General features: G+C 53.1%; 17 protein-coding genes. 8 read left to right on the top strand and 9 right to left on the bottom strand.

The annotated features are described in order from the left end of the window. Window positions 1-30 precede the first annotated feature (30 nt). The 4 genes from G9Q38_RS05050 to hslU all read left to right on the top strand — a co-directional run bounded on the left by G9Q38_RS05050 (window position 31) and on the right by hslU (window position 3,613). On the top strand, window positions 31-1,092 hold the full coding sequence (locus G9Q38_RS05050) for a CobW family GTP-binding protein (RefSeq protein WP_166128452.1): 1,062 nt from the start codon (window positions 31-33) through the stop codon (window positions 1,090-1,092). A gap of 43 nt (window positions 1,093-1,135) precedes the next feature. Beyond that, window positions 1,136-1,585, top strand: coding sequence for an RNA polymerase-binding protein DksA (gene dksA / locus G9Q38_RS05045; protein WP_114420449.1), 450 nt, complete (start codon window positions 1,136-1,138; stop codon window positions 1,583-1,585). Between the two features lie 147 nt (window positions 1,586-1,732). Next, window positions 1,733-2,266, top strand: a complete 534-nt coding sequence (gene hslV / locus G9Q38_RS05040) for an ATP-dependent protease subunit HslV (RefSeq protein ID WP_114420448.1) — start codon at window positions 1,733-1,735, stop codon at window positions 2,264-2,266. 15 nt (window positions 2,267-2,281) lie between these two features. Next, on the top strand, window positions 2,282-3,613 hold the full coding sequence (gene hslU, locus G9Q38_RS05035; protein WP_166128450.1) for an ATP-dependent protease ATPase subunit HslU: 1,332 nt from the start codon (window positions 2,282-2,284) through the stop codon (window positions 3,611-3,613). Window positions 3,614-3,627: 14 nt separating this feature from the next. On the opposite strand, the gene G9Q38_RS05030 is transcribed toward hslU, so the two are convergent. Next, entirely contained in the window at window positions 3,628-3,936 is a 309-nt protein-coding gene (locus G9Q38_RS05030) for a copper-binding protein (RefSeq protein WP_166128447.1), read from the bottom strand. A gap of 72 nt (window positions 3,937-4,008) precedes the next feature. Between G9Q38_RS05030 and G9Q38_RS05025 the strand changes: the two genes are divergently transcribed. After that, complete coding sequence (locus G9Q38_RS05025; RefSeq protein WP_166128444.1) at window positions 4,009-4,551, top strand: cob(I)yrinic acid a,c-diamide adenosyltransferase; 543 nt, start codon at window positions 4,009-4,011, stop codon at window positions 4,549-4,551. Window positions 4,552-4,571: 20 nt separating this feature from the next. On the opposite strand, the gene G9Q38_RS05020 is transcribed toward G9Q38_RS05025, so the two are convergent. Both G9Q38_RS05020 and G9Q38_RS05015 read right to left on the bottom strand, forming a co-directional pair. Beyond that, complete coding sequence (locus G9Q38_RS05020; protein ID WP_166128442.1) at window positions 4,572-6,152, bottom strand: bifunctional 3-(3-hydroxy-phenyl)propionate/3-hydroxycinnamic acid hydroxylase; 1,581 nt, start codon at window positions 6,150-6,152, stop codon at window positions 4,572-4,574. Between the two features lie 56 nt (window positions 6,153-6,208). After that, a complete protein-coding gene (locus G9Q38_RS05015; protein ID WP_166128438.1) occupies window positions 6,209-6,787 on the bottom strand; it encodes an amino acid synthesis family protein in 579 nt (192 codons plus the stop codon). A gap of 222 nt (window positions 6,788-7,009) precedes the next feature. On the opposite strand from G9Q38_RS05015, the gene G9Q38_RS05010 reads away from it, so the two are divergent. After that, entirely contained in the window at window positions 7,010-7,570 is a 561-nt protein-coding gene (locus G9Q38_RS05010) for a cupin domain-containing protein (RefSeq protein WP_166128435.1), read from the top strand. A gap of 100 nt (window positions 7,571-7,670) precedes the next feature. Here the strand turns inward: G9Q38_RS05010 and G9Q38_RS05005 are convergent, their stop codons facing one another. From G9Q38_RS05005 to G9Q38_RS04980, 6 genes are all read right to left on the bottom strand, one after another. Continuing rightward, window positions 7,671-8,378 (bottom strand): ABC transporter ATP-binding protein, encoded by a 708-nt coding sequence (locus G9Q38_RS05005; RefSeq protein WP_166128433.1) that lies wholly within the window; start codon window positions 8,376-8,378, stop codon window positions 7,671-7,673. Further along, on the bottom strand, window positions 8,371-9,105 hold the full coding sequence (locus tag G9Q38_RS05000) for an ABC transporter ATP-binding protein (RefSeq protein ID WP_166128430.1): 735 nt from the start codon (window positions 9,103-9,105) through the stop codon (window positions 8,371-8,373). Before G9Q38_RS05000 ends, G9Q38_RS05005 begins: the two co-directional genes overlap by 8 nt. Then, window positions 9,098-10,015, bottom strand: coding sequence for a branched-chain amino acid ABC transporter permease (locus G9Q38_RS04995; protein WP_228276199.1), 918 nt, complete (start codon window positions 10,013-10,015; stop codon window positions 9,098-9,100). Before G9Q38_RS04995 ends, G9Q38_RS05000 begins: the two co-directional genes overlap by 8 nt. Then, window positions 10,012-10,887, bottom strand: coding sequence for a branched-chain amino acid ABC transporter permease (locus tag G9Q38_RS04990; protein ID WP_114420440.1), 876 nt, complete (start codon window positions 10,885-10,887; stop codon window positions 10,012-10,014). Before G9Q38_RS04990 ends, G9Q38_RS04995 begins: the two co-directional genes overlap by 4 nt. A gap of 12 nt (window positions 10,888-10,899) precedes the next feature. Then, a complete protein-coding gene (locus G9Q38_RS04985; protein WP_166132318.1) occupies window positions 10,900-12,120 on the bottom strand; it encodes an amino acid ABC transporter substrate-binding protein in 1,221 nt (406 codons plus the stop codon). A 112-nt stretch (window positions 12,121-12,232) separates the two neighbouring features. After that, window positions 12,233-13,351: an alcohol dehydrogenase catalytic domain-containing protein gene (locus G9Q38_RS04980; protein ID WP_119442330.1), complete on the bottom strand. Its 1,119-nt coding sequence runs from the start codon at window positions 13,349-13,351 to the stop codon at window positions 12,233-12,235. A gap of 248 nt (window positions 13,352-13,599) precedes the next feature. On the opposite strand from G9Q38_RS04980, the gene G9Q38_RS04975 reads away from it, so the two are divergent. Together G9Q38_RS04975 and G9Q38_RS04970 are read left to right on the top strand one after the other, a co-directional pair. Beyond that, a complete protein-coding gene (locus G9Q38_RS04975; RefSeq protein WP_166128427.1) occupies window positions 13,600-14,310 on the top strand; it encodes a GntR family transcriptional regulator in 711 nt (236 codons plus the stop codon). Window positions 14,311-14,446: 136 nt separating this feature from the next. Continuing rightward, window positions 14,447-15,502 (top strand): Rieske 2Fe-2S domain-containing protein, encoded by a 1,056-nt coding sequence (locus G9Q38_RS04970; RefSeq protein ID WP_228276198.1) that lies wholly within the window; start codon window positions 14,447-14,449, stop codon window positions 15,500-15,502. Window positions 15,503-15,521 lie beyond the last annotated feature (19 nt).

Genomic DNA, 15,521 nt, shown 5'->3' with positions numbered 1-15,521 from the left:
CCCTCTTAGGGCTGTGCGTTGTGAGCTGTTATGACCACCGGTTTGAAAATTGACAATATGGTGCCCGTCACCATCCTTACTGGCTTTCTTGGCGCCGGTAAAACCACCCTGCTTAAGCGCTTGCTGTCGGAAAACCATGGGCAGCGCATTGCCGTTATTGAAAATGAGTTCGGACCGGAAAGCATTGATAACGAATTGCTGGTTCAGGAAAGCGACGAGCAAATCATCGAATTAAGCAATGGTTGCGTGTGCTGCACTATTCGCGGCGATTTGCAACGTGCCCTTGGCGAGCTGCGCGCCAAGCGTAAAGCCGGCGACATCGCCTTCGACCGCATTGTGATTGAAACAACCGGCATGGCCAACCCGGGCCCGGTATGCCAGACGTTTTTCATGGATGACGACATCGCCGAATACTATCGGCTCGACTCCGTCATTACCATTGTCGACGCCAAGCACGGCATGGAAACGCTGAACGAACAGGAAGAAGCCCAGAAGCAAGTAGGCTTTGCCGACCGCATCCTGGTTTCCAAGAAAGACCTGGTAAGCGACGACGAGTTTCAAGCACTGCGTTCACGCATTGTGCATATGAACCCTCGCGCGCCCATCACAACGGTGCATTTCGGCGAAGCCGACATTAAAGACTTGCTCGACATCAGCGGCTTTAACCTGAACACGATCCTGGATATCGACCCGGCGTTCCTGGCGGACACCCACCCCGACGCGGCACACGATCACGACCATGGGCACGACCATCATCACGGGCATCACCATGATCACCATCACGCGCATCACAGCGATGAAATCGGGGCGTTTGTATATCGTTCAAATGAGGCATTCGACCCGGAAAAACTGGAAGAGTTTTTGGGGGGCATCGTGCAGGTTTATGGGCCCGACCTTCTGCGCTACAAAGGAATTCTGTATATAAAAGGCATTAACCGTCGCATGCTGTTCCAAGGGGTTCACATGATGATGGGTGCCGAGCCGGGCAAAGCCTGGCAAGCCAATGAAAAACGTGGAACCAAAATGGTTTTTATTGGTCGAAAACTGCCCGAAGACATTTTCCGTCAGGGCCTGGATAATTGTCTTGCTTAACACTTATTATTAAGCACAAGACGTCTATTTTTAGGGGTACATCATGGCCACCAAATCAGGCAACACCAAAGAAGAAGCGCAAGCCAAGCCGCTCACCGAAAAAGAACTGTTAGCCATGCCCGAGTCCGACTATATGAACGAGGCACAACTGGCCTTTTTCCGTGATCGGCTCAAACAGCTTGAGCAAGACATCCTGACAAACGCCGGCGTTACAACCGAACACCTGCGTGAAACCCAATTTGTTCCCGACCCCGCCGATCGCGCCACCATTGAAGAAGAGCATGCGCTGGAACTGCGCACGCGTGATCGTGAACGCAAGCTATTGAAGAAAGTTCAGCAATCGCTCACGATGATAGACAGTGGCACGTATGGGTGGTGCGAGGAAACGGGCGAACCCATTGGCATTCCCCGTCTGCTTGCACGGCCAACCGCAACCCTCTCGCTGGAAGCACAAGAGCGGCGTGAAATGCGGCAAAAACTTTATGGCGACTAAATAGCCGGCCCCGGTGGGTTCACCATAAACAAAACGGCATTGTGTCGAAAAACACAGTGCCGTTTTTTATTTCCTTAACGCCCGACCCTTGAAAGGGGCTTGAAAGTTTCTCTTTCAGCCCCAAATAAAGCGTTCAAAGGAAGGAATATGGAACAATTTCACGCTACTACCATTGTCTGCGTTCGGCGCGGCGACCAGGTGGCCATCGGCGGCGATGGTCAAGTAACCCTGGGCAATATCGTATTTAAAGGAACGGCCCGGAAAATCCGCCGTTTATTTCACGACAAAGTACTGGCCGGTTTTGCCGGTGCCACCGCCGATGCTTTCACCCTACAGGAACGCTTTGAGGGGAAACTGGAAAAACATCAGGGCCACTTGTTGCGCGCAGCTGTCGAGCTAACTCGTGACTGGCGCACAGATCGGGTTTTGCGCCGGCTTGAAGCCATGCTGATTGTGGCCGATAAAGAGCACTCCCTGATCCTCAGTGGTAATGGCGACGTGCTTGAGCCCGAGTATGGTTTAGCCGCCATTGGTTCCGGCGGCGCTTACGCGCAATCGGCTGCATTGGCACTATTACAGAATACCGACCTTTCCGCCGAGGAAATTGTAAAGAAATCATTGGGTATCGCCGGCGACCTGTGCATTTACACGAACCAGAATCACGTTATTGAAACCCTGTAACTGAAAAGCAAATTTATGTCCGCCCTGAACATGACCCCCGGGGAAATTGTCTCCGAACTCGACAAGCACATTGTTGGCCAAAAGAAAGCGAAACGATCCGTAGCCGTCGCCTTGCGTAACCGCTGGCGCCGCCAGCAGGTCCCTCAGCCGCTGCGTAATGAGATCGTGCCAAAGAACATTCTCATGATCGGCCCCACCGGGGTCGGCAAAACCGAGATAGCGCGACGCCTGGCCAAGCTGGCCAACGCCCCTTTTATCAAAATTGAAGCGACCAAATTCACTGAAGTGGGCTATGTCGGGCGCGATGTCGACACCATTATTCGCGACCTGGTCGACATTTCCATCAAACAAACCCGTGAGCTTGAAATGAAACGGGTCAAAACCCAGGCTGAAGATGCGGCGGAAGACCGAATTCTTGATGTCCTGATACCTCCCCCTCGCGATGCGCACGGACAGCCACAACGCGAAGAGAATGCGGCGCGGCAAACGTTCCGCAAACGTCTGCGGGAAGGTCAGCTCGACGAGACGGAAATCGAAATTGAAGTTGAACAACCCATGCCGCAAATGGAAATCATGGCGCCGCCGGGCATGGAAGAGATGACCGAGCAGCTTAAAGGCATGTTCGCAGGCATGGGACGGGAAAAGAAAAAGACCCGGAAAATGACGGTTAAGGAGGCCTTCCGTCTTATTACCGAGGAAGAAGCAGCCCGACGCGTCAATGAAGAAGAGCTACGCAGCACCGCCATTACCAACGCGGAACAAAATGGCATTGTGTTCCTGGATGAAATCGACAAAATCACCACCCGACAGGAACAAACCAGTGGTGATGTGTCCCGCCAAGGGGTTCAACGTGACCTTTTGCCATTGGTGGAGGGCACCAGCGTGAACACCAAATACGGCGTGGTGAAAACCGATCACATTCTGTTCATCGCTTCGGGAGCGTTTCACCTGGCTCGACCATCCGACCTGATCCCGGAGTTGCAGGGCCGGTTTCCGATCCGTGTAGAGCTCGATTCGCTAACAGCTCAGGATTTTGTGCGAATACTGTGTGACACTGACGCGTCACTGACCAAACAATATCGGGCGCTCATGGCAACCGAGGAAGTAAATCTGGAATTCACCGACGACGGTATTCAGCGCCTGGCCGAGCTGGCTTATGAAGTAAACGAACGCACTGAAAATATCGGCGCACGACGTTTGCATACGGTAATGGAAAAACTGCTTGAGGAATTGTCGTACGAGGCAACATCCAATGGCGGGAAAACGGTTGTTATTGATACCACATATGTAAACAACCAACTGGAAGACGTGGCCGGCAAAGAAGACCTTGCGCGCTACGTACTGTAAAAACCATGGTGTAATCAGCCCTTGCGAATTTCAATAATCACGTAATCGCCATTCTGGCGGACCACCGTAAACGTGACCTGATCGCCGGGCTGAATTTCCTGGATGAGTTGCGGTTCCACGCGATAAACAAGCGTCATGGCGGGAAGCTTAAGTTCGACGATTTCACCATGCATAATGGTAATTTTACCGGCCGACGGATTCACCCGACGCACTTTCCCGGAGGCTGTGGCCTGCTGAGCCCGAACCGGAGCAAACGAAAACGCCGTTAATATGCCGGCCATTGCCACCAAACCGGAAATTGCTTTTCTGCGCGACCAAACCATTGCGCTACCCCTGCTTTTATTAGAGAAATTACAATCCATTCAATGACATCATACCAACACTGAGCATCCATCATGGCAAACAGACTGTCAGTTATCGCAACACGCACCGGTGACGACGGCACCACCGCACTGGGTGACGGCACCCGTATCAACAAACATGCGCGACGCGTTCAGGCCATGGGAGATGTCGACGAACTGAACAGCATGATTGGTTTATGGCGAACCGAGCCACTGCCTGAAGAAATCAACACGCTGCTTGGCCAAGTTCAGAACGATTTGTTTAGTGTCGGCGCCGAGCTGTGCATTCCCGGCTACGCTGCCATAAAAACAGAGCAAATTGCCCGACTGGATCAAGCGTTGAAGAAATTCAATGCCATGCTGGCACCATTGAAAGAGTTTGTTTTGCCCGGCGGAACCCGCGCCACGGCCTTGGCCCATGTGGCCCGCACAGTGTGTCGTCGCGCCGAACGTAATGTTATCGCGCTAAGCGAACATGAGGCGGTCTCGGACCCTGTAAAACAATATTTGAACCGGCTCTCCGACTTATGCTTTGTGTTGGCCCGCACACTTAACGAAAAAGAAGAAATGTGGCGCAACCCGGGTAAAGAAGGCTAATTCGCCTGTCGCTTCACGCCTTAACCGCCCAAGTCGCGCACATAACGATTAACAAGATTTTCCAGCGTCGCCAAGTCGGGCGCGGCCCCATACACATAATGATCGGGTCGTGAAATGACGTAGCGGCAATTCAAAGACTCAAGCCAGGGCGCCATTACCGCCTCTTCTTCCGTTACACAAATGCCTGAATACGGCGACGCCCTATTGTCGTCGGCGCCGATGCATACCAACGTTGCATTGATTCGTTGCGCCAGGTTGTGCAACTGATCGGACTCCGTTTTGGAAACCAGGCCGATCGATAACAGACAAGAACGGCCCTGAACAAATTGATCCAGCCAACCTGAACGCGGCTCACCCGACTCATGAACAGTGACATACGGCTGGGGAAACAATGTTCCTGCGCCCGGCGCAGTTATGTCGATCAAGCCGGACGTCAAACCTGGAATCATGTTCTGACGAATCGTTGTTTTAACGACGCCACCCTGCTTCGCGCGCAGGTCTGCGTCGCGACGACGGGCTTTATCGGCGTCTCGTTCACAAATAATTCGACCCAGCTCCATTGCCGCGCGCGTGGTGGCAACCACATGCGGATGACGCTCCTGCTCGTAAGAGTCGAGAAGAGCATCATTTCCGGCCCCTTTTAATACCCACTCCAGCTTCCAGGCAAGATTAAGCGCATCGCGCATGCCCTGAACCATTCCTTGAGCCATAAACGGCGGGGTCATATGCGCCGCATCGCCGGCAAGAAGAGTGCGCCCTTTACGCCAGTGGCGCGCTACGAGCCCATGAAAGCGATAAGCGGCATGGCGCCACAAGCGACCCTCACCCAGCTTCAACCACCGGGATAATATGGGCCACAACACTTCTTCGGGATAATCCCCCGAATTTTGCTCGCCGGGCAGCAACATCACTTCCCAACGCCGATGGTTCCCCGGTCCCACCACAAACGTGCAGGGACGATCAGGCTCACAATACTGAACCTGGGTATCGGGCAACTGCGCCAACTTTTCGTCGTTGACGATCGCATCGATAACCAGCCACGCCTCATCAAAACCCAGATCCTCCAGCTCGATACCCAAACGCTTGCGGATAGGACTGCCGCCACCATCGCAAGCAATCAAATAGGAACCAGTGAATCGAGTCACTTGCGTTTCGCCTTTCAGCTTGACGTCTACCCAGGCCGAATCGGCATCCTGCCCGTTATCGATCACCTCAGCCTCAAGAAAAATATGCGCTGCGTCTTGCTTGGACAAGCGATTACGCAAAGCACTTTCCAGCGCGGGCTGATTAAAAACATAATTGGGCGCCCAACCCAGACGGTGCGGGGCAGGCGCGGCATCGAGGCGCAGGATGGGTTGACCATCGACACCGCGATACTCGCTGGGCCGATAAGGCGCTATAAAATCCTGAAGCGCATCGGCAATCCCAACTTCCTGCATGATGCGCAAACCCTCGTGGTCTATTCCAATCGCCCGAGGCAAGGGGTATAAGTCGGGCAGCTTATCGAAAACAGCCACTTGAAGCCCCCGCGCAACCAGCAAATTCGCCAGCGTGGCGCCGGTTGGCCCATAGCCCGCAATAATGACATCGTAGTGCTTCATCTTACTTACCTTTCAGCTCCAGGCGTCGCGACCAGTCGAACCTGTGTGCACAAAAATTACCGTTGCCCATCATGAACGCTCACGGCCTCTTTGGCCAGACCACCCAAGCGTGCGTGAATACGACCACCCGTGCCCGCAAGCAACGCAAACAGAATTTCATTAGGGCGCGGCGCATCTTGAATGCCCGCCTCACCAATGGTGTAGTGACTGCGCACATAAGAGGCATGAATATAATGCAACGGTACGATCAAACGATAGCCGGCAGCCGCCACAGCCTTGGCGGAAGGCACCATCGCTTTGGGTTCACCCAACGCGGCACGCAAAGCCCAACCGCCGGCCTCATGCCATACCGCACCGTGCTCAAGCTCGCCATTCACGCCCACAATCGCACCTTTGCCATACACTTCGATATTGTCGGCCCCGAGCGCGTTTACCAGCTCGGCAGACAGCGTTTTGCCCAACTCGCGCAACGCCGCCATAAACGGCATTAAGTCTTCCTGATAGGTGCCGGCATAAGGATTACGGATAACGGCACAAGCCGTTGCCACCCGGGTTGGATGCGCTGACCGCGGTCCACCCTCGTGATAGATGGTTTCAATATTCAAGCTTTGCTTGCGGATATCGATAAGTGACATGGTTATAGGTTCCGAATTAAATGGAGCGAAAAAAGCCGGTTGAACACCGTTGGCATTTCTTATTTTAATGCATAAATAAATATTTTATGCATAAGTATTAACCATAAAAAGGCCCTCTGATCATTGTGCAGAACGTATTATCTGGGGTTAATCCTATTGCCCTTCCATAAAATAATATACATAATTATTAAAATTACGCACAAAATTCAGAAGGAGACCCATATGGTTCAAGCCACCTCACCCCAACCTATCCGCCGCGTGGTCATTGCCAACAAAAACGGCAAGCCAAGCGTAATCAGCGACACGCAAACAGTACGTACTTTCGACAACCACCCAGCCTTTGCCAACACGCTTTTATGGGCGACGCCGTCGCAGCCAAAAGTGGGCAACGCCGAACTGGCGACCGATCCGGTACAACCCACCACAAACTTCCTGCCCCCCGTCGGCGGCACCCGCTTCATGATCGTCACCTTTCCATCCGACGCTTTAATGGGTGATCCTTCGTTCGACGGTGCGGCATTCGGTGCCGAAGTCGCCCAAAAAACACCCGGACTGGCGCAAACATTCGAAATGGACGATCCGGCCATGCACACGACGGATACCGTCGACTACGCCGTCGTTCTGGACGGTGAAATATGGCTGGACCTGGGCACGGGTGAGGAACTACATCTGAAAAAACACGATGTCGTCATCCAAAATGGCGCACGTCACGGCTGGCGTAATAAAGGCACTGACGCCGCCACCATGCTGTTTGTACTGATCGGCGCCGAACGCCGGCAATAAGTTCGCACAGCAAAAATCACAGCGCCCTGTCGGTTGTTTGCCGCTACACGGCAATTCACGGCAGGGGGCTGTGCTTCCAGGCGGTAAACCAACCAGCGTGCTATCCCCCCAAATAAGCCTTCTTTACCGATTCGTCGTTCAAAAGCTCTTGCGCTGCTCCCGTCCCAACAATCCGGCCCTGCTCAATCAAGTAGCCTCGATCAGATAATTTCAAGCTTCGCTTTGCATTTTGCTCGACCATCAGAATGGTGACGCCTGTTTCACAAACACGGGCAAGTGTTTTGAACAACTCGGAAACCATAAGCGGAGACAACCCCAACGAAGGCTCATCCAACAATAGAACTTCGGGACTCGACATCAGCGCACGGCCAATCGCGACCATTTGCTGCTCACCGCCACTCATTGTTCTTGCCGTTTGCGAGAGGCGCTCGCTCAAACGAGGAAACAACGACAAAATGCGTTCCAGGTTTTCGGTTTCACCAACGCGTGCCCGCTTTGGGTAAGCCCCCATAAACAGGTTTTCACGCACCGTTAGTTCACCAAAAATACCCCGCCCCTCGGGCACAAGCGCGATACCCGCCTCAACACGCTCGAAGTCACGCAGCGAACACAAAGATCGCCCGTCCAGATTGATTTGCGCGTCTGCCGACACAGGAATCAGCCCAGCCAGCGCCTTCAGCAATGTAGATTTCCCCGCACCATTTGCACCCAACACGGTCACCACTTCACCGCGCTGAACATTCAAGGAAACATCATCCAACGCTTTATGCATGCCATACCAGGCACTTAATGCCTTAACTTCAAGCATCCTCGTCTTCTCCAAGATAAGCCCGGACCACTTCCGGATCGGCCAGCACTTCGGCCGGTGTACCCGAAGCAATCGGCATGCCTGCGCTCATTACGACACAGCGGTCACATAAAGAACGAACCGCTTCAATTACATGCTCTACCATGACAATAGAAATATTCTCTTCCCTGATTGAGGCAACGAGCTTCATGGCATCAATAAGCTCAGTTGGGTTTAATCCTGCCAGCCATTCATCGAGTAACAGCAACTTGGGCCGACTGGCCAATGCCCGGGCGAGCTCGACCTTCTTCTGATTCATATAGGTAAGGTCACCAGCCAGGGTATCGCCCTGGCCTGCAAGCCCTACTTTGGCCAATAAGGCGTCGGCCTTTTCATCGGCCCGCGAACCGAACTCATGATCGTGAACAAACGCCATGCCCGCCACCACGTTTTGTCGCACGGTCATGCCACTAAACAACCGCACCAGTTGATAGGTACGACTGATCCCGTATGACGAAATGCGATACGACGGCATACCGGCCACTTCGTGCCCGTTAACTTTGATCGAGCCTGCATTAGGTACAAGCACGCCGCTGATCAAATTAATTGCGGTTGTTTTGCCGGAACCGTTTGGCCCCAGCAACCCTAAGATTTCACCGGCCTGAACCTCGAGCGACAAGCCGTCAACGGCTCTTAATCCGCCGAACCGACGCTCAAGGCCTTTTACCTGGAGTAATGCATCAGCCACGAATCGCCCCCCATCGCCGCAACAAGCCGAGAATACCGCCTGGCAACCAGTACACAATAATTAGAAAGATCGCCCCCAGCACCATGCTGAAATGATCCGGAAAATATTTGGTCAATACTTCAAAAGCCAGAATGAGTGGCACGACGCCGATAACCGGCCCAAAATACAGCGCAATCCCACCCAACAACGCCATGACCAATACCTGGAATGACACTAGCGCATTGAAGGCGATCGAGGGTTCAATATAGGCCCAACGCGGCGCAATAATTGCGCCCACCACCGACATAATCATTGAGGTACCCACAAATACCAGCAACCGAACCTTAACCGTATTTATGCCACAATTGCCGGCGGCAACCTGGTCCTCGCCGATTAAACGCAGGGCGAAACCGAGCCGCGAACGCGAAAGCCAGAAACCGAGGATCCACACCAGGGCAAACAAAATGAGAAGCTGCCAATAGATTTCAGCCGACGTCACGTCGAGAAAGATATAACGCCCCACAGACCCGCTGATATTGGACTCATACCAATTCACCAACTGGCGAATCATTTCCGCCACACCGAAAGTAAAAATCACGAAGTACATACCCGACAAACGCAAGGTACATAAACCAATCAACAAAGCCAGGATCCCGCCAAATACAGCCGACAACACCAGCACCAGCGGCCAGGGTAGTGTTTCTGAAAACAAGGCGACGGTATAGCATCCCACCCCGACAAAAGCTGCTGTCGCGAGTGAAACACGCCGGGTTGTGCCACAAAACACCCCCCAGGCAGTGGCCAGGTTGGCATACATTAGCAAACCAATCAGCAGGGAAACAATATAGTCGTTGGTAAATTGGGGAACAACGGCCAGCGCACCAAAGACAACAACAAACAAGACAATGGATAATGGATTCAACTGTTTCACGACACCGCCCTCCCGAACAAACCGGCGGGACGGAAAATCAGCACAAGCAGGAAAATAGCGTAGTTGGCAGCCAGGGTTAAGCCCGAATCAACATAAGCCGACACAAAACTTTCAATGAGCCCCAACATTAATGCGGCAATAACACAGCCCACAAAATTGCCCACGCCACCCATAATGACGACAATCAGGGCTTTCATGGTATACACCACACCCATCGTCGCACTGAACGTAGAAAACATGCTTAGCAAGACGCCCGCTGCCGCCACCATCCCGGTGCCCAGGGCAAAGCCCAACATGGCAATCCGAATAACATTCACACCCACCAGCGGCGCAGCGCCGGGGTTCACTGCAACAGCGCGTAAAGCCGTACCTACCCGCGTTCGCAACAGAATCCAATAAAGCCCCAGGGCAAACAAAATGGCTGCCAAAAGCGCAATAAGGCGATTTGCCGATACGGTTGTACCCAGCACATCGACGGCAACCGACAAGAATGAGTAGCTTAGATAGTTGCCGCCAAAAAGCGCGAGCATGACTCCCTGGAGGAAGAACAACAATCCAAAAGTTGCAAGAATACTGTCGCCTTCAAGCTCTTCCTGGCTGCGGCTTCGCTTTACCAGCGGTACCAGCGCGTAACGGTAGAGAAACGCGCCAAGTATCGCGGCCAGCGTTCCCAATAAAATAGTGGAAATAAGCGGTGAGATTCCCAACTGGGTAAACATAACCATAGCAACCAGCGCAGCAAGAATCAGCATCTCGCCATAGGCAAGATTCAGAATTCGCGCCACGCCGTATTGCAGGTTGAAGCCTAGCGCCAGCAAGGCGTAGGCTCCCCCCAAGGTTAGCCCAAATAATAAAGCATCAATTAAGGGCATACTAACTCCGGATTAGCTCCAGTTTGGCTTATCGATAATAGGCTTGGCACCTTCCCGATCTTTGGGCGCAACCCCCCAGAACGTATCGCCCTGCCACTGACCAACCAACCACGCATCGCGTGCAATATTGTTTTCAAAGCGCAAGGGGCCGGAAATCGTCTCGAAGGTTTCCTGCTGAAGCACTTTGATAATTGCAGGGCGATCAACCGTTCCCACGGTTTCGATAGCCTGGCCCAAAGCCTGCAGACCCGAATAACACAGATAGCTGACCCATTGGTCGGGCAGCCCTCCATTCAGAGCCTGGAAGCGCTCGATATAGGCTTGCAGTTCCGGGGTTTCAGGGTTCCAGCCGCCTGGGCCCATGACACCTTCCGTTGCCGCCGCGAAGCGCTTGCGGTAAATAGGCAGCGCCGAACCCACACCGATGTAGAACACCTTCGGATTAAAGCCGCGCACCCTCGCTGCTTCAGTGAGCCCCATGGAGTCGGGCGGATAGCTGAATGCCAGGAATACGTCGGGATTGCTTTGCTGGGCGGCAGTGATAATTGGCGTGAGATCCTGAGTGCCAATGGGATAACCGGCTTCGTGTACGATTTCAAAATCGGTATTGGCGAAAGCGTCACGTGCCGCTTTGACCAGTTCAATACCACCTTGGTCGGTTACGTTCACAATCGCTACGCGATTATTGATTTTGCCTGCCTTGCGCATTTCCTGAAGCACGTCGACAATCGCCGTCCCGTAGGGGGCATTGGGTTGCAACAAGGCAAAAACATTATCCCAGCGCTTAACGAGTTCGGGCATGCGCTCAGTAATGAAGGTGGGCGCAATCATGGGAAACTTATTACGGAAAAACACAGGCGCAACAGCCATGTTCATGCCGGTTCCCCAAGGCGGTAGCAAAAAGTCGACTTTATCCTGGTTAACCAAACGATCAATAGCGCGAACAGCCTCTTCGGGCTGACTGCGGTCATCGTATTCAAAAACCTCGATCAACTTCTTTTTACCGTCTACCATCAGGCCGCCGGCCTTGTTGACGTCATCCACCCATAAATGATAATTGGGGATTTGAGTGGAACTGGCCCCAGCAGTAAACGGGCCGGTTTTTGAAATTGCCCAGCCAAATCGCAAAGTGTCACGATCTGCCTGCGCAAACGAAATGGTTGGCGTGGCCATTGCAGCGGCAGACACCCCTGCCACTTTCACAAAGTCACGCCGGCTGAATCGATTTCCCATACCTGTCTCCTTCCTGTTGTTTGAATACTGCGTAATCTGCTCCCCGCTGCCATGAATATCCGGCAGCAAGGGTTGCAGGGGAAATAAAAGCGGTCGCTTCCGACGACAACCGTTAAGGGTGAATCACAAAATTACTAAAGCCGCCGCTGCGATTTTCAATACCGGAAATCGCCTCGTTGATTTGCTCGAGAGGACTGGCCACATGCTCGAATACAGACATATTCAATGTTCCCGCACCCGCCATATCGGCCATATCCTGACCTTCCGCCGCAGTGAACCAGCACGAACCAATGACCGTTTGCTGCAAATCCATGACGGTGTGCAAGTCAACCGGCACATCACCTGCAATGGCGCCGATATCAACGGCTTTGCCGCCACGCTTGAGCACACGCATTGCCGACAACAAGATGTCATGACCACCGCCCGGCCCAATGCAATCGACGTACAGGTCGAGCCCTTCGTTTGCCGTCATGCGCTGAACCCAGTCTTCAACTGATTCATTATCATTTATGGACTTGACCTCGATGCGCTCAGGCGCCAGCGCTTTAACGCGGGCCAACAGCTCTTTATTACGCGCCACACCCAGGATACGAGTCGCCCCCATCCCCAAGGCCAGCAGAATAGCCCCCAGACCCAGCGTGCCGCTTGCACCGCTCACCATGACGGTTTGGCCGGGGCGAATTTGCGCTTTACGCAAACCGGCGTACGCCGTACCCAAATAGCCCAAACGCGCAGCTTGATCGTACGAAACGCTATCGGGAAGGGATACAAGCGAATACTGAGGTGCGGTCATGTACTGACACAAACCGCCATAAGGATAGTCATCGAAAATCTTCAAAGACTTTTCGCTGAAACCAAAGTAACCGTTGAAGGTGTAGTACTCGCAGTGCTCATGACGACCATCGCGACACGCACGGCACCCGCCACAGTGACGACCGGGATTCACGTAAACGCGATCACCAGGCTGCCAGTAGTGAACCTGAGAGCCAACCGCCACAATTTCACCGGCAGGATCCAAGCCGAAAATAGCCGGCAGAGGTGGCAATGGGCGCTCCGGGAACCAGGTTGTCCAGTTTTTCAGCACGTTGCCCAAATTAGGCACGATGCCACACGAATGAACCTTAACCAGTACGTCGTTGGAACGCACTTCGGGCACCGGCACTTCCTCAATTTTCATGGGGGAACCCACGTCGTGCATGCGGGCTGCTTTCATTGTCTTTGGAATGGACATTTTGTCTCCTTGTTGCTGCGCCTTTTTTTCTCAGGCGATATGTTTGCTAAGCGATTTACAAGAGTTAGCTTAAAGTTATCTTTTCATGACAAAAACTATTTAAACACAATTTCTATGCATAAAACATACTTTTGAGCACAAGGGTTTTTACTAACAAGGGTATACCCGCCGCCCCACCACCAAACGAGAGCGCATGATCTACAATTCGGATTCGTCAACAACGCCAAAACAATATGTCGAGATCAGCCATGGCTTCAGACAACATTGCAAACTATCCGCTTACCGAACAGGCTTACCGCACGTTGCGCAAGGCCATTGTTCAATGCGAATTCCCGCCGGAAGAGCGCCTGCGCGTCGACGAGCTCAGCTCACGCTATGGATTCAGTAGTAGCCCAGTACGCGAAGCACTGGCACGACTGGCCGAACAAGGCCTGGTTCGTTCTATAGAAAATCGCGGTTTTCGCGTTGCTCCGCTGTCAATTGACGGTCTGAAAGACCTTACTCGTGTGCGTCTACTGATTGAAACAGAAGCGTTGAAAGACGCCATGGAAAGCGGCGATGATGAATGGGAGGAGCGCATCGTGGCTGCATCACACAGCCTTCGGCTGGCGGAACAAAGGCTCAGCGAAGGGCCTATTGCGCTGGATGAATCGTGGTCGGAGCGCCACCGCGCATTCCACTTGGCCATTTATTCCGGCTGCTCCTCGCCTTTGCTACTGAATCTTATCGAACAACTTTTCGACAATGCAGAAAGATATCGGCGCTATTCCGCACGTTTTCGCAAAGCACACCGCAAAAAGAATCAGGAACATCAACTCATCATGAAAGCGGTTCTGAAACGCGACAAACGCGCTGCCGTCTCGCTGTTAAAAAAGCACATTCGCGGTACTGAGCAAAGCGTGATGGAAAGCGTCCTTGCCATGCATGAGGCCGATCAGGAAATCGCAATCGCCAGATAAAAGCATAGCAAAAACCCTGATACATAAAAATCAATTTTATGCATAGAATTTGCGCATGACCTTTGTCATGCGCTTTTTTTTGCGCGCTTATTAATTGAATAAACCGTATGGCATGCACCATACCCGGAGGAGTCTTATGCGTTACCTGAAAAATGCGTGGTACGTCGCTGCCTTGTCCAGCGAAGTTGGCCCGGAAGATCTATTTCACCGTAAGTTATTAGGCACGAATGTGTTGCTTTACCGCAAACAGAACGGTGACCCGGTCGCCATGCGCGACCGCTGCCCACATCGCTTCGCTCCTCTGCACCTGGGCAAACGCGACGGCGACCAAATCGTATGCCATTACCACGCCCTGAAGTTTGACTGCACCGGCCAATGCACGCACAACCCGCACGGCTCAGGCAACATACCGAAAGCGGCCAAGGTTCCCACTTACCCTTTGCAGGAAAAATACGGTTTTATCTGGATTTGGATGGGCGACGAACCAGCCGACCCGGCACAACTGCCCGACTACAGCCCCCTGGATAACGGCCCTCCCACCGGCATTGGCTATACCCACATGCACATGAATGCCAACTACCAGCTCATGATCGATAACGTGATGGACCTAAGCCATATCGACCATGTCCACGGCGACGCCATCTCCACCCGCGGACAACTATCACCGATCATTCCTGAGGTAAAAGAAACAGAACGCTCCGTATTTGCACGCTGGGAATGGAAACAAACCCCCCCGATCTTTGTTCTGTCTCACTTCTTGCCCGATCCTCAGGCCGAAGCGCGACACTTTTTCACCGTTGAGTGGATGCCGCCTGCCAACATCCAGCTTTCCGTCGGCGGCGCGCAAGGCGACACACCTTTTGAACAGGGGGTTGGCGCCTACGACCTGCATACCTGTACGCCCGAAACCGAAGACAGCACCCACTATTTCTTCGCAACACGACGCAACCACCTGGAAGACGACGCCGACTTCAATGCAATGAAGCTCAAAGCCATGCGCGACGCCTTCGAACTGGAAGACGGTCCCATCATTCAGGGCGTTCAGGAGGAAATGAATGGCGAGGAGTTCTTCGATCTTGACCCTGTACTGATGTCTAACGACATCGCATCAGTGAAGGTTCGCCGTAATTTGTTGAAACTGCTTGAGATAGAAGACTCAAAAACACCCCAAGCTGAAACGGCAAAGGCCTAAGATAAAAAGCCATCCCGAC

This window comes from Pusillimonas sp. DMV24BSW_D, from assembly GCF_011388195.1.
Lineage (GTDB): Bacteria > Pseudomonadota > Gammaproteobacteria > Burkholderiales > Burkholderiaceae_B > Neopusillimonas > Neopusillimonas aestuarii.
This window is presented reverse-complemented; position numbering and strand designations above follow the sequence as displayed.